The 14,006-nt window shown below is 43.7% G+C and carries 11 protein-coding genes, 1 pseudogene and 1 other annotated feature; of the genes and pseudogenes, 2 read left to right on the top strand and 10 right to left on the bottom strand.

Annotation, left to right across the window (positions count from 1 at the left end; genetic code table 11):
* Window positions 1-47: 47 nt before the first annotated feature.
* From ACH2DQ_RS14890 to ACH2DQ_RS14870, 5 genes and pseudogenes are all read right to left on the bottom strand, one after another.
* Window positions 48-500: pseudogene (locus ACH2DQ_RS14890) on the bottom strand (ABC transporter ATP-binding protein); the annotation flags it as partial.
* A gap of 10 nt (window positions 501-510) precedes the next feature.
* The gene (locus ACH2DQ_RS14885) at window positions 511-1,269 is read right to left on the bottom strand and encodes an ABC transporter ATP-binding protein (RefSeq protein WP_394910976.1); all 759 of its coding nucleotides are present in this window, start codon (window positions 1,267-1,269) and stop codon (window positions 511-513) included.
* 2 nt (window positions 1,270-1,271) lie between these two features.
* A complete protein-coding gene (locus ACH2DQ_RS14880; RefSeq protein ID WP_394910975.1) occupies window positions 1,272-2,243 on the bottom strand; it encodes a branched-chain amino acid ABC transporter permease in 972 nt (323 codons plus the stop codon).
* Window positions 2,244-2,251: 8 nt separating this feature from the next.
* Window positions 2,252-3,139: a branched-chain amino acid ABC transporter permease gene (locus ACH2DQ_RS14875; protein WP_394910974.1), complete on the bottom strand. Its 888-nt coding sequence runs from the start codon at window positions 3,137-3,139 to the stop codon at window positions 2,252-2,254.
* Window positions 3,140-3,510: 371 nt separating this feature from the next.
* Window positions 3,511-4,755, bottom strand: a complete 1,245-nt coding sequence (locus tag ACH2DQ_RS14870) for an ABC transporter substrate-binding protein (RefSeq protein WP_394910973.1) — start codon at window positions 4,753-4,755, stop codon at window positions 3,511-3,513.
* Between the two features lie 278 nt (window positions 4,756-5,033).
* Between ACH2DQ_RS14870 and ACH2DQ_RS14865 the strand changes: the two genes are divergently transcribed.
* On the top strand, window positions 5,034-5,891 hold the full coding sequence (locus ACH2DQ_RS14865; RefSeq protein ID WP_394910972.1) for a hypothetical protein: 858 nt from the start codon (window positions 5,034-5,036) through the stop codon (window positions 5,889-5,891).
* A 235-nt stretch (window positions 5,892-6,126) separates the two neighbouring features.
* On the opposite strand, the gene ACH2DQ_RS14860 is transcribed toward ACH2DQ_RS14865, so the two are convergent.
* The 3 genes from ACH2DQ_RS14860 to ACH2DQ_RS14850 all read right to left on the bottom strand — a co-directional run bounded on the left by ACH2DQ_RS14860 (window position 6,127) and on the right by ACH2DQ_RS14850 (window position 9,932).
* The gene (locus ACH2DQ_RS14860; RefSeq protein ID WP_394910971.1) at window positions 6,127-6,846 is read right to left on the bottom strand and encodes a response regulator; all 720 of its coding nucleotides are present in this window, start codon (window positions 6,844-6,846) and stop codon (window positions 6,127-6,129) included.
* Entirely contained in the window at window positions 6,843-9,527 is a 2,685-nt protein-coding gene (locus ACH2DQ_RS14855) for an ATP-binding protein (RefSeq protein ID WP_394910970.1), read from the bottom strand. The genes ACH2DQ_RS14860 and ACH2DQ_RS14855 overlap by 4 nt, the downstream gene beginning before the upstream one ends.
* Before the next feature lie 222 nt (window positions 9,528-9,749).
* Window positions 9,750-9,932 carry a hypothetical protein gene (locus ACH2DQ_RS14850; RefSeq protein WP_394910969.1) on the bottom strand — a complete coding sequence of 61 codons (183 nt, stop codon included), beginning with the start codon at window positions 9,930-9,932 and terminating at the stop codon, window positions 9,750-9,752.
* A gap of 250 nt (window positions 9,933-10,182) precedes the next feature.
* On the opposite strand from ACH2DQ_RS14850, the gene ACH2DQ_RS14845 reads away from it, so the two are divergent.
* Complete coding sequence (locus ACH2DQ_RS14845; RefSeq protein ID WP_394910968.1) at window positions 10,183-11,400, top strand: 6-phosphofructokinase; 1,218 nt, start codon at window positions 10,183-10,185, stop codon at window positions 11,398-11,400.
* Window positions 11,401-11,509: 109 nt separating this feature from the next.
* On the opposite strand, the gene ACH2DQ_RS14840 is transcribed toward ACH2DQ_RS14845, so the two are convergent.
* Both ACH2DQ_RS14840 and proS read right to left on the bottom strand, forming a co-directional pair.
* Complete coding sequence (locus tag ACH2DQ_RS14840) at window positions 11,510-12,046, bottom strand: prolyl-tRNA synthetase associated domain-containing protein (protein WP_394910967.1); 537 nt, start codon at window positions 12,044-12,046, stop codon at window positions 11,510-11,512.
* The gene (gene proS, locus ACH2DQ_RS14835; protein WP_394910966.1) at window positions 12,047-13,486 is read right to left on the bottom strand and encodes a proline--tRNA ligase; all 1,440 of its coding nucleotides are present in this window, start codon (window positions 13,484-13,486) and stop codon (window positions 12,047-12,049) included.
* Between the two features lie 114 nt (window positions 13,487-13,600).
* Window positions 13,601-13,817, bottom strand: a binding site (T-box leader).
* Between the last annotated feature and the right edge of the window lie 189 nt (window positions 13,818-14,006).

The following is a 14,006-nucleotide window of genomic DNA, read 5'->3' as shown; positions in this document are numbered from 1 at the left end:
GACAGCAGCCAAATAGCAATCGCTGCATATCATTAACACCTATCACCTAACGCCCGTCCCATTGCAAGCATCTGCTGTTCTCCACCGCTGAGGGTTCCGGACAGCTGATTTTTTCTCTCCTCCAAACGGGGGAATCTCTTATATACCATCTTCAGGGTAGATGCAATCTCTTCCTTATCTTTTCTCGTATAAGCTCCCAGAATCAGGTTTTCATAAACGCTCAGGTCTGCAAACACACGACGGCCTTCCGGCACATGAGCCATCCCCAGGGTTACAATCTTATGTCCCGGCAGCTTCGTAATATCCCTGCCTTCAAATTCAATCTTACCTGCTTTAGAGGGAATCAACCCTGTAATGGTATGAAGAATTGTGGTTTTGCCCGCACCGTTAGCACCGATCAGAGCAATGACCTCACCCTCATTTACTTCAAAGGAAATCCCCTTAATCGCCTGGATTACACCGTAATTAACCTTCAGGTCAGTAACACTTAACATAGCCATTGTAATCCTCCTATTCGCCCAGATATGCTGTAATTACTTTAGAATCATTCAGCACATCTTCCGGTTTTCCATTTGCAAGTTCCGTACCGAAATTCAATACATACAGATATTCACAGATACCGGCAACCAGCTTCATATCATGTTCAATCAGAAGAATCGTCACATGAAACTTCTTGCGGATCAGTTCTATGGTATGCATTAACTCTGCGGTCTCATTGGGGTTCATGCCGGCTGCCGGCTCATCCAGCAGAAGGAGTTTGGGCTTTGTAGCCAGCGCTCTGGCGATCTCCAGCTTCCGCTGTTTGCCGTAGGGTAAATTGGACGCCAGCACATCTGCGTATTGTTCCAGTTCAAATACCTTCAGGATGTCCATGGCATGCTCATCCATTTCTTTTTCTTTTTTTGCAAAGGATCCCAGATGCAGGATACTCTCTGCAAGGGTATATTTAATTTCATTATGAAGGGCTGCCTTCACATTGTCAAGTACCGTCATCTGTGCAAACAAACGGATATTCTGAAATGTCCTTGCAACGCCGGCCTGACAGATCTGGTCCGGTTTTAACCCTACCAGGCTTTTTCCGTCCAGGGTAATCGTACCATCTGTAGGAAGATACACTCCGGTGAGCAGGTTAAATGCCGTTGTCTTGCCGGCTCCGTTAGGTCCGATCAGTCCAACCAGGCTCCCCTCTTCGATACTCATATTCAGGTTATCTACCGCACGCAGGCCTCCAAAGGAGATGCCCAAGCTTTTTACTTCTAATAGTGCCATACTTATACCCCCTCCTTCCCGACTTTTTCAGAACGCCGCATGTTTCTCTTTTCCATCATCATTTTTTTAATGGAAGAGTTATTGAACAGCATAAGGGCGATCAGTACAATGGAATAGATGAGCATTCTGTAATCTGCTGCGCCTCGGAGTAATTCCGGAAGTGCAGTCAGTATCACAGCCGCAATAATCGAGCCTTTAATATTTCCCATGCCGCCAAGTACTACCATAACCAGAATCTCAATGGATGTATTGTAATCAAAATTACCCGGCTTAAGAATACCGATATTTCCCGCATAAACTACGCCAGCCATCCCTGCCAGGAATGCCGCTACAACAAAAGCCATTATTTTAAATTTGCTCACCGGGATACCAACTGCCTGGGCAGCCACATAATTATCACGAACTGCACAGATCGCACGGCCATGTCTGGAATTTACCAGATGGGCAACTACAATAATTACCAGTATGGTAAGAATAAATACAAATGTAAAATTACGATAGGTGGTGTTTAAAGGTATCTTGGAAAGTCCCTTTGCACCGCCTGTGATTCCTGTCATGGAGTTAATGATAGACTTGATAATTTCCCCAAACCCAAGAGTAACGATTGCCAGGTAATCCCCTCTCAGTCTGAGAACCGGAATACCAATCAGTAATCCAAAGAGAGCCGCGCAGATACCGCCCACCAGCAGCCCCAGAATAAGGCTTACTATAGATGGCAGATCCTTTGTGCCTATCATAACAAGGGCTCCGGTATATGCCCCAATTGACATAAATCCTGCATGACCAAGACTTAACTCTCCTAAAAATCCAACTACCAGACACAGGGATACAGCCAGCATGACGTAGGTGCAGATCGGGATGATCAGAGACATCATCTGGCGGCTTAATACGCCTGTATTTACCAATACCATAACAATGGCATAAACTGCTGCAGCAATTACTGCATTTATTATTAATTTCTTCTTGTCTTTCATGATCCCACCTACACTTTCTCAATCTTCAACTTGCCAAGCAAACCTGACGGCTTCACAAGAAGTACGATGACCAGAACGCCGAACACGATTGCATCTGCCAGCTGTGTGGAAATATACGCTTTGGAAAGACTTTCAATCACACCCAGAAGGATTCCTCCAAGCATTGCCCCGGGGATGCTTCCGATACCGCCCAGGACTGCTGCTACGAATGCCTTGATTCCCGGAAGGGCTCCAAGTGTTGGAAGAAGTGTCTCATATTGTGCGATAAATAATATACCGGCAACGGCTGCAAGTGCAGAACCAATTGCAAACGTCATGGAAATAGTCTTATTTACACTGATTCCCATCAGTTCCGCGGCGCCTTTATCTTCCGATACCGCACGCATAGCCCTGCCCGCCTTGGTCTTGTTGATAAATGTTGTAAGGGCAATCATACAAACCGTAGTAACCACCAGCGTTACAATGGTAATACCGGAAATGTTAAGAGAACCAATCTTAATAGATGGAACTTTAATAATCGAACCAAACGGAATCGGTGTTGCTTTGAAAATCAGCAATGCCAGATTCTGAAGCAGATAACTGACACCAATTGCGGTGATCAGTACAGCCAGAGGCTGTGCATTTCGCAAGGGCTTATAAGCCACTTTTTCAATTACAACTCCTAAGACGGCACATACTAAAATCGTCAGTAAAATCGCTACCACCGGGTTTAAATGCAGCAGTGCCACGAATACATACAGAGAGTACGCTCCTACCATAATAATATCGCCATGGGCAAAGTTGATCATTTTTGCAATACCATAAACCATCGTATAACCCAGAGCAATTAAGGCATAGATACTTCCTGTTCTCAAACCATTAATTAATTGTTCTAAAATATTGTTAATCAGGTCCATTTCTCTCCACCTTTCTCAATTCATTAGTTATATAAACTAACTTTTTTTATTGTAATATAATTAAGATGTGCTTGCAAGAATTATCGAGAAAAAAATGAAATTTACCCATTATTTGTCGTAATAAATATGCATTTTTACCCTGTAAAAGGATATTTCCTCCAGATCACATCGAATTTCTGCTGCCGAACAAATGTCTGCCCACAGCAAACATTCATCTGCTAAAAAAAGAAGACAGCTCTTCTTCACTGTCTTCTTTTTTTCTTGAAAATCTGAACCATTCATTGATACAGCCCGCTGCACCCGCAGAATAATTCGAATCCTCTGATACAAAAATCCTGCATGTAATACACCATTAAATGCGCACTACAAGATTATTTGTCTGTATACTTATAAGCTCCGTCTTTTACTTCCACGAACTTAACTGCCTTTACAGCAGAACCGGTTGCTTCAAAGGTCATGCCTTCGCCAGTCAGTCCGTCAACAGAGATTTCCGGCATAGCTGCAATTAAGTCTGCACTTTCAATACTTCCTGCCTTTTCCATTGCTGCTTTGAATGTATATACGGTATCGTATGCATCTGCTGCAAACTGGTCAGGTGTTGCTTTATAAGCATCCTGATAAGCTTTTACAAAATTCTGAACTCTGGAATCATCAACGGTTGCACAGAATGGACTGGAGAAGATACATCCTTCTACCGTAGCTTTATCTGTTACTGTGTCTAAGACACCGTCCCATCCGTCAGATCCGATAAACTGAACATCAATTCCCATATCTGCTGCCTGTTTTGTAATATAAGTTACATCCTGATAATAAGCCGGAACATAGATTGCATCTGCATCAGTTCCTTTGATTTTTGTAAGCTGTGTGTTAAATTCAACATCATTTGTCTGGAATGCTTCGCTGGCAACTATTTCTGCACCTTTTGCTTTTACTTCTTCTTCAAACGCTATCTGAAGTCCGGTACTGTATTCATCTGCTGCATTGTAGATTACTGCAATCTTCTTTAATCCAAGTGTATCTACTGCGTAGTCTGCCATAGCAACACCCTGTGCCTGATCTGAGAAGCAGATACGGAAAGCATTGTCATTGGCAATACAGCCGTCTGCTGAACCGGAAGGTGTAATCTGAAGAATGCCATCCGCAAAAGTCTGGTCTACAATTGCCATACATGCTCCGCTTGTAACACCGCCCATAACAGCATTGATTCCCTTATCCATTAAGGAATTGTAAGCCTGGGTAGCTTTATCTTCTGTTGCTTCATCATCTGCAAATTCTAATGCAAATTTATAAGTTTTATCGCCAACTTTTACTCCGCCGGCATCATTTACTTCTTTGATTGCAATTTCAGCACCCTGTTTTACGCTGGTTCCATATGATGCTGCCGCTCCGGTAAGAGGTCCGATTCCTCCAATTAAAAATGTCTCCGCATCGCCTGTATCTGCCGCTGCCGTGTCATTCGCTGCCTCACTGCCTGCTGCTTCACTTCCTGCTGCTTCTGTTGTACCTGTAGTTCCCGCTTCCGTTGTCTTCGTATCACCGCCGCCGCAGCCTGCCAGAGATGCAACTACCACAGATGCAATCGCAATTGCGCTCAAAAACTGTCTAACTTTTTTCATAATTATACCTTCCTCCTTATAATTGATACCGAATCATACATTCCGGTAGACAATACCCCCTGAAAAATCAAGGGACTTTGCGTATAATAATACCGCCTTATAAAATCTTTGTCAATCCCCATTTTACCTATAGCATGTATGAAAATTCAATCCCGCCGGCAGAATTCATGATTTTTTTTATAATACCTCATAATTCCACTTTCTTATTTTTCTTTTTATGTTATAATTCATTTACATAAAAAATTTTATTCCACCCCTGAAAGGAGATTCTTCCCCTGATGAAGAAAAAACTGAAATGCATATGGAAAGCTCTGGGCATGGAGCTGAGAGAACACAAAAGTTCATTTTTTGTCTATTTTGTTTTGCGGGCACTGGTAATCATCATGATGATCATGCAGCTCTTTAACCAAAACTATGAAAATGTATTCCTGTGTGTACTCACCCTTCTGCTGCTGGTAATCCCAAGCTTTGTACAGATGGAGTTTAAGATTGAACTTCCAACAGCGTTGGAGATTATTATACTCCTCTTCATTTTTGCAGCTGAAATCCTTGGAGAAATCAAGTCTTTCTACATCCGTTATCCTATGTGGGATACCCTGCTTCATACTATGAACGGCTTCCTTGCTGCCGCGATCGGCTTTTCCCTGGTGGATATTTTGAACCGTAGTGAAAAAGTCAAGTTTGAGCTTTCTCCTATTTTTATGGCACTGATTGCCTTTTGTTTCTCCATGACAATCGGCGTGCTCTGGGAATTCTTTGAGTGCGGCATGGATTTATTCCTGGGATTTGACATGCAGAAGGATACCATTGTAAACAGTATCTCCTCGGTTATGCTGGACCCCAGCGGAGGGAATACGCCCTACTCCATAGGTAATATTACCAGCGTAGTCATTAACGGAAAAGACTTAGGGCTGGGGGGATATCTGGATATCGGTCTGCTGGATACCATGAAGGATATGTTTGTAAACTTCATCGGGGCTGTGGTATTCTCCATTATTGGATTCTTCTACGTGAAAAACCGTGGCAAAGGTAATTTTGCCCGCCGTTTCATCCCCCACCGTAAAAAAGCAAATGCTGATTTTCTTCATATAGCGGAAACAGAGGAAGAACACGAGGAACAAAACGGGGAACGATAACTTCCCTGACCTTAAAAAATAAATCTCAAATACTATAATATGGAAAGAAGACAGTAAAAGATGTGGTTATAACCGCAGACCTTTCATTGCCTTCTTTCATATAGACACATATCTATCATCCCTTATCATATCTGTTATTATAGAAACATATCTATCATCACATATCATATCTATTTTACAGAAACATACCTTTCATCACTTAACATGCCTCTCCTAACAGAGTCGTACTTTCCCACTACGCTTCCTTATTATCCGCCTTTACCATACGATATCCGATTCCGATATGGGTCTGTATATATTTCACATGTTCTTTATCCGGTTCAATTTTTTTACGAAGGGTTGCCATGTATACCCGCAGGGAGGACAGATCACTTTCCAGAGCATTCGTCCAGACCTTATCCAGAATATACTGATGGGTAAGTACCTTCCCGACATTTTTAGCCAGCAGACAGAGCAGGTTATACTCCATTGGCATGAGATGAATCTCCCGGTCACCCACCTTTACCGTTGCCGAGGAGTAATCGATCTCCAGTTCTCCATTGCGAAACACAGCTTCTTCCACGTTCCCTTTTGATTCCAGGTACTGTATCCGCCGAAGCGTAGAGCGCAGCCTGGCTAACAGTTCCTCTACACTAAAAGGCTTGGTGAGATAGTCATCCGCTCCGGCGTCAAGTGCCTTGATCTTATCTCTGTCATCGTTTCTGGCACTGATCACAATGATGGGTGCCACAGACCATGAACGTATTTTTTTTATTACTTCAATGCCATCCATATCCGGCAGCCCAAGATCCATCAGGAAAATGTCCGGTTTAGCTGACACGGCGCTCATAATTGCCTGGGTACCGTTAACCGCTGTCTGGTATTTGTAATTCTGTGTCTCCAGGGTTGTGGTAATCAGATTTCTAACCGGCGCATCGTCTTCGACTACCAGTATCTGTGGTTTTCCATTAATCATGTTAGGTGTACCTCCTCTGCTTTTAGCGTAAATCTGAATATAGTCCCATTGGGCATGTTATCATGTATGGTAAGGTCTCCGCCGTGGGCAGTAATAATGGATTTACACAATGCCAGCCCCAGCCCCATGCCTCTTCTTCCATCCGCAACGGAATTATTAGCAGTATAAAACATGTCAAACAGGCGTTTTTTATCTTCATTCGGAATGCCATTTCCATCGTCCGCAATTTCTACCTGAACCCTGCCGCCCCGGCTCTTCGTCGTGATTGTGATATGGGAGCCCGGAGGAGTATACTTAATTGCATTGTCCACCAGATTAATAAACACCTGCACAATCAGCTTGATATCCATTCTGGCAACCTGAAGGTCATCCTCCTGTTTTACCTCTATAAAATGCTCCTCTGCTTTTCTGCTGATATGGCTCAGGGCTTCCGTAATTGCCTCATCCAGAAGCTCCGCCTGCATATTGAGCCGCATAGTTCCATTATCAATGCGGGTGACCGAAAGCAGATTTTCCACCAGGTTTATCAGCCACATAGAGTCGTCATAAATATCAATATATAATTTTTTCCTCTGTTCTTCACTGATTTTGTCTTCATTTCCAATCAGGACGCTGGCATTCCCCGAAATACTGGTAAGGGGTGTCCTAAGATCGTGAGAAATGGAACGCAGCAAATTGGCACGCAGCTGTTCCTGCTGTAATTTTACTGCTGCTTCCTTGCGCTCTGCAACCAGCTGGTCTTTCTCCATCGCCAGGGCACATTCATTTAATATTGCACTCATAATACCGGCTTCAAATGCCTGAAGTTCTTTTCCTTCCATATCAATCCCCACTACCGCAAATACCCGTTCGCTGCTTCTGACTGCCAGGTACAGGCACTTTACTCCAGGCAGAGTCGTTGTAGAAAATCCGGCATGCTTATTATTCTTAAAAACCCACTGGGCTACTGCTCTTTCTTCCTTCCGATCATAGTAAAACTCCCTTTGTCCATGGCTAGATTTAAAGACAATCGGCTGCGGGTCCATCTGGGGATTCCCCAGGTAAAACACCACATTGCGTTCCAGCAGCTTGCTAAGCTGCCTGGCGGTACTTAAGGATATTTCTTTTGCATCCACCGCTTTCTGAAGCTTCTGGCTTGTTTCCAGTAAAATTTCTGTCCGGTAAGATTTCTTAACCGCCTGCTTTGCCTGATCCTTTACCTTTTGTGTCAGGGTAGCTCCAATCAGGGCTGACAAAAACATGATACCGAAAGTCACGATATAAGAAGGATCATTTACGGACAGTGTCTGTTTGGGATCCGTAAAGCAAAAGTTAAATATCATGACACTGAAAACACTGGACAAAAGACTGCACAGCTTAATCCTGGTGAGCAGGGAAATCGTCAGAACTCCCAAAATATAAACCATAATCAGATTTGCATCGCTGAAATTCCAAAAGGAAAACAAATAGGCAATAAGAGTGGAAACCGTTAATATTCCTGCCGAGATCAGGATATCAATGCCAAGCGTCTCAGGCGAAACCGGTGAGCGGAATCTCTTTTTGCGGTATTTCTTTTTATAAGCGTCCGGTATGACGAAGATCTCCAGCTGTGGCGCCAGTCTGCTCAGCTTTTCAGAAAAGCTTTCCTTCATGGAGAACCACGCCCTTTTCGTATTGGTTCTTCCCAGAACTATTTTTGTAACCCTTGCTACCTTAGCATATTCCGCGATCTGTTCCACAATATCCTCTCCATAAGAGGTCACTGTCTTTGCGCCCAGCTGTTCGGCAAGTATGGTATTCGTGCGAAGTCTCTCTACATCCTCCTTCGTATACTGGGTAAAATCAGAGTTCTCTACAAAAAATGCAGTAAATTTCCCCCGGAATGCCGATGCCATTCTGGCTGCCTGACGAATGACTTTTTCATTGGAAGGTGCCGGGGATAAACAGATTAAAATGTGCTCTGCCGCCCCTGCTTCTCCTGTCTGAAAAGATTTTTCCTGCATCAGATTAACCCGGTCTGCCATACGCCTCAGGGCAATTTCACGCAGGGATACCAAATTGTCAGACGTAAAAAAATGATTTAATGCCTGCTCTGCAAGGCTTTCTTTATATATCTTACCGGCTCTTAACCGATCCAGCAGGTCCTCCGGCTCAATATCCACCAGCTCCACCTGATTTGCCTGGTCAAATACAAAATCCGGTATCCGCTCCTTTACCACAATTCCGGTAATTCCGGCAACAAGATCAATCAGGCTTTCCAGATGCTGTACATTGACTGTAGTATAGACATCAATTCCTTCTTTCAGCAACTCCTGGATATCCTCATATCTTTTCTTATGCCTGCACCCGTACCCATTTGTGTGAGCCAGCTCATCCACCAGAATCAGCTGGGGTTTCCGAACCAGTGCACCGTCCAGGTCAAATTCATGCAATGTAATATTCTGATGGTGAATCTCCCTCTGGGGCAATACTTCCAGACCCTGCACCAATGCCGCAGTTGCCGGCCTGGCATGGGGCTCTATATATCCTGCAACGACATCCAGACCCGTCTTTTTTGCCTCATGGGCAGACGCAAGCATGGCATAGGTTTTCCCTACGCCTGCCGCATATCCAAAAAATATCTTTAATCTTCCTTTTGTCCTGGATGCTTCCTCTTCCAGCTTCTTTAACAGCACCTCTGGTTTACGGTATTCTTCTGCCATGGCTCACACCTTCCTCGGTAACAGTATACCACATCTGTTCCAAAAATCTATTCCCATTTAGCAATTCCAGCTAATCCCAATACCAACTTAAATTATCCTGTTTTACAGTTAATTTCACCTATGATATTGCCGATTATAACAGACCAAAGATTAAATAGGCATAACAGATATGGTGCCTGACATTAAAATCACATTAAAACGGCATAAAAATAATATTCTTGTTTACATGATTCCCAGTGCCCTGTATACCAGCCATATCAAAGTGCCGCCTGCCAAAGCAATACCTCCTACGGATATCATTAATAATAATGCAACTGCAATCTGTCCAAATATCATTGTAAAGAACGGATGACGGTCAACTGCTCCCAAAATATATGTTTCATGCACTGCTAAATACTTTTTCATAATCCTGCACCTGCCTCTGTATTTCAATACATTTCCTGCTTTCTATGGTTTCAGTATAGCAAGATTTGAATTAAATAGGTGTAAGTGTAGAGATACCCTGCGTTAAAATCAAATTAAAATATCTATTTTGCCGAAACTTCATTTTTTCTATATACAAAATGCACCTGGTTGTTGTAGAATAACTATATATGGAGATGGCAGTATATGGGAGTTTACATGCCCTCCTGAAATAATGAAAGGGGTATCTATCATGAAAAATTTAATCGTTGGACAATCCGGAGGACCGACAGCTGTTATTAACAGCAGCCTGTTTGGAGTTATAAAGGAAGGATTACAACACAAGGATAAAATCGATCATGTATATGGTATGATAAATGGAATTGAAGGATTCTTAAAGGACCATTACATGGATTTAGAAACTGACGTAAGTCAAGAGACCCTGCAGTCCCTGCGCATCACACCCGGTGCATTCCTGGGATCCTGCCGTTATAAACTTCCGGAGGATCTGGAAGATCCCGTTTATCCGGAGCTCTTTAAAAAATTCAAGGCACTGAAGATAGGTTATTTCTTCTATATAGGAGGAAATGACTCTATGGATACCGTAAGCAAATTGTCGCGTTATGCCGCAAAGCATAAAAGTACTATTCGGATCCTGGGCATTCCCAAGACTATCGATAATGACCTGGTACATACGGACCACACGCCCGGCTTTGGAAGCGCTGCAAAATACGTAGCATCTTCCGTCTGTGAAATAGGTATCGATGCCTCAGTATATGATACAAAGTCTGTTACCATTGTGGAAATCATGGGTCGTCACGCAGGATGGCTGACTGCCGCCGGAGTATTGGCACGTAAATATGAAGAGGACAACCCTGTGCTCATTTACCTGCCGGAAGTGGCCTTTGATCAGGCTCTCTTCCTGGAACAGCTTAAAAAAGCACTGGAGAAAAAGAATAACCTTGTTGTATGCGTCTCAGAAGGCATCCATGACAAAGACGGAAAATTTATCTGCGAATATGCAAGTGAAGTCGGTACCGATACTTTTGGTCACAAAATGCTTACCGGAAGCGGGAAGTACCTGGAGAATCTGGTAAAAGATCGTCTGAACGTAAAAGTCCGCTCCGTTGAGCTGAACGTGAACCAGCGTTGTTCCACCTTTACCCAGTCCCTGACCGATGCAAGAGAAGCCGCTACAGCCGGATCATTTGCAGTGACAGCCGCTCTGGATGGAGAAACCGGAAAAATGATTACTTTTAACCGCTCTGCCGGAACACCTTACGACATATCCTGTGGACTTGCAGATGTAAATGAAGTGTGCAACAAAGAAAAAACCGTACCCCTCCAGTGGATTATCAACGATGGCACGGACATCAGCTCAGAGTTTGTGGAGTATGCATTACCGCTGATTCAGGGCAATCCGGCTATTCCAATGAAAAACGGTCTGCCAAATTATGCATATCGAAAATGACATGACAAAGGCACCTGGAAAACCAGGTGCCTTACTTTATTACCATTTCATTCCTCAAAATCTCTACTGCCAGCGAAAGCATTTAAAGGAAGGCATATGCTATAACTTGCTATAGATCCACCACCGTATAATCATGCCCCGTAAAAGGAAGAAATTTCTCCAGAATATCTTTCGTCTTCACTTTCAGGCTGGAGGTATTGATACAGGGGTGGCATCCCATATATTCTGATTCTGCCACTTCCCGGTCAATCACTAAACGTACCCGCTGATCCCGGTCATTCATAAGTCCCATGATACTGACAGAGCCGGGCGTAATATTTAAAAATTCTTCCATATAAGTCTCGTTTGCAAAGGAAAGTCTCGCCACCTGTAACTGGCTGGACAAATCCTTGGTCTTGAATTTCTTCAATCCCGGCATTAACAATAAATAAAATTGTGTCTTCTGACTGTTGCACAGGAATAGATTTTTACAGATCTCTATCCCCAGCCTTTTATCTACTTCATGGCATGCATCTATGGAAGGCGTTACTTCATGGTCCAGCCTTGTGTACGGAATATCTAATTGTTCCAACACATCGTAAACCGCCATTTCCTTTTCCAGACGCCCCGCTGCCTGAGGTCTGGTTGTATATAGTGCGTTATCCATTTAATAAGCCTTTCCCCAGTATACCATCTTCTTCGCCGGTTTGCCGCAATGCACACATACACCTGAAATTTCTTCCTGTACAAATGGAATACAACGTGAAGTCACGCCCACTTCTTCTTTCATGGCATCTTCACATTCCTGGCATCCGCACCACATCGCTTTGATAAAGCCCGGCTTTTCATCCGCGATTTGTTTCATCTCTTCTAAATTATGAGCGGTATAGGTGTGGGTATCTCTGTGGATTCTGGCACGTTCCAGCATATCTGCCTGCATCGTTTCCAAGATTTCTGCTGCTTTGCCTGCAATCTCATCCAACGCAACAACTGTCTTCTCTCTGGTGTCACGTCTTACAATCACCGCCTGGCCTGCTTCGATATCTTTGGGGCCCAGCTCAATACGGATTGGTACGCCGCGCATTTCCTGCTCGGAGAATTTCCATCCCGGGCTCTTATCCGAATCGTCTGCTTTTACGCGGAGTCCTGCTTTTGCCAAGGTGTCCTTCACCTCAAATGCTTTATCCAGAACGCCTTCTTTTTTCTGCTGAATCGGAATCACCATAACCTGTACAGGTGCGATCTTTGGAGGCAGTACCAGTCCGCTGTTGTCACCATGTACCATGATGATGGCACCAATCATACGGGTCGTCATTCCCCAGGATGTCTGATGAACATATTTTAAAGTATTATCTTTATCTGCAAACTGGATACCAAATGCCTTTGCAAATCCGTCACCAAAATTGTGACTGGTTCCTGACTGCAGTGCTTTTCCATCATGCATCAGTGATTCAATAGTGTAGGTTGCTTCTGCACCTGCAAACTTTTCTTTATCCGTCTTCTGTCCGCGAATTACCGGGATCGCCAGTGTCTCTTCGCAGAAATCAGCATAGAGATTCAGCATCTGCTTTGTTCTTTCTTCCGCCTCTTCTGCGGTAGCATGAGCGGTATGACCCTCCTGCCATAAGAATTCTCTGGAACGAAGGAACGGTCTTGTTGTCTTTTCCCAGCGTACTACGGAACACCACTGGTTATAAACCTTTGGAAGATCACGGTGTGAATGGATATCCTTCGCATAAAAATCACAGAACAAAGTCTCTGAGGTAGGGCGTACACACAATCTTTCCTGTAACGGCTCCAGTCCCCCATGGGTAACCCATGCTACTTCAGGAGCAAATCCCTCTACATGGTCTTTTTCTTTCTGCAGCAGGCTTTCCGGAATGAACATAGGGAGATATACATTTTCTACCCCTGTTTCTTTAAAGCGGCGGTCCAGTTCATGCTGAATATTCTCCCAGATCGCATAACCAGCCGGCTTAATGACCATACATCCTTTGACACTCGTATAATCAATCAATTCTGCCTTCTTTACAACATCGGTATACCACCTCGCAAAATCTTCTTCCATCGACGTGATGGCTTCTACTAATTTTTTGTCCTTTGCCATTGTTCTGACTCTCCTTTTTCTATTAAATTCTGCTTCGGGGGATGACCCTTTTCCGCTTGAAAGCGTGTTTGCTTTAGAGCACAAAAAAACTACCGGATCCTCCTATGCCAATACATAAGGGACCGATAGCTTATACGCTTCGGCGGTACCACCCTAATTAACAGCCAAAACACTGGCCATTCTCTCAAACTCCCGTTAACGCCGGAACCACGTTGCATTTTCATGCAAAGCTCCAAGGCAGGTTCCATCTTCTCCGCATAAGAATCTCACACCAACTGATTCTCTCTCTGAAAAGCTTCCAAAATGTACTAATCCTTTTCTTCGCTATATTGTTATATCTTAATATGGTCATTCTAAAATAAATAATTTCATTTGTCAAGCAGGGATTTCTGTAAGACGATATCCCGGTATCTTCTCTGTCATTCTCACTTCCATCCTCTCTACGACCCTCTCTGTCACACAATCTGACAGTTAAACTGTCATCCACTCTTGACATCCTTTTCTTTTATCTATAGACTGT

This window comes from Robinsoniella sp. (genome assembly GCF_034124845.1).
Note: the sequence above shows the minus strand (reverse complement) of the source record. Positions and strands in the feature narration are given on the sequence as shown.

Excerpts from the sequence above, each read along its gene's own strand:
- ACH2DQ_RS14885 (WP_394910976.1), bottom strand. The coding sequence starts at position 1,269 with ATGGCACTATTAGAAGTAAAAAGCTTGGGCATCTCCTTTGGAGGCCTG.
- ACH2DQ_RS14840 (WP_394910967.1), bottom strand. The coding sequence starts at position 12,046 with ATGGATAACGCACTATATACAACCAGACCTCAGGCAGCGGGGCGTCTG.
- ACH2DQ_RS14860 (WP_394910971.1), bottom strand. The coding sequence starts at position 6,846 with ATGATTAATGGAAAACCACAGATACTGGTAGTCGAAGACGATGCGCCG.
- proS (WP_394910966.1), bottom strand. The coding sequence starts at position 13,486 with ATGGCAAAGGACAAAAAATTAGTAGAAGCCATCACGTCGATGGAAGAA.
- ACH2DQ_RS14855 (WP_394910970.1), bottom strand. The coding sequence starts at position 9,527 with ATGGCAGAAGAATACCGTAAACCAGAGGTGCTGTTAAAGAAGCTGGAA.
- ACH2DQ_RS14845 (WP_394910968.1), top strand. The coding sequence starts at position 10,183 with ATGAAAAATTTAATCGTTGGACAATCCGGAGGACCGACAGCTGTTATT.
- ACH2DQ_RS14870 (WP_394910973.1), bottom strand. The coding sequence starts at position 4,755 with ATGAAAAAAGTTAGACAGTTTTTGAGCGCAATTGCGATTGCATCTGTG.
- ACH2DQ_RS14865 (WP_394910972.1), top strand. The coding sequence starts at position 5,034 with ATGAAGAAAAAACTGAAATGCATATGGAAAGCTCTGGGCATGGAGCTG.
- ACH2DQ_RS14875 (WP_394910974.1), bottom strand. The coding sequence starts at position 3,139 with ATGGACCTGATTAACAATATTTTAGAACAATTAATTAATGGTTTGAGA.
- ACH2DQ_RS14850 (WP_394910969.1), bottom strand. The coding sequence starts at position 9,932 with ATGAAAAAGTATTTAGCAGTGCATGAAACATATATTTTGGGAGCAGTT.
- ACH2DQ_RS14880 (WP_394910975.1), bottom strand. The coding sequence starts at position 2,243 with ATGAAAGACAAGAAGAAATTAATAATAAATGCAGTAATTGCTGCAGCA.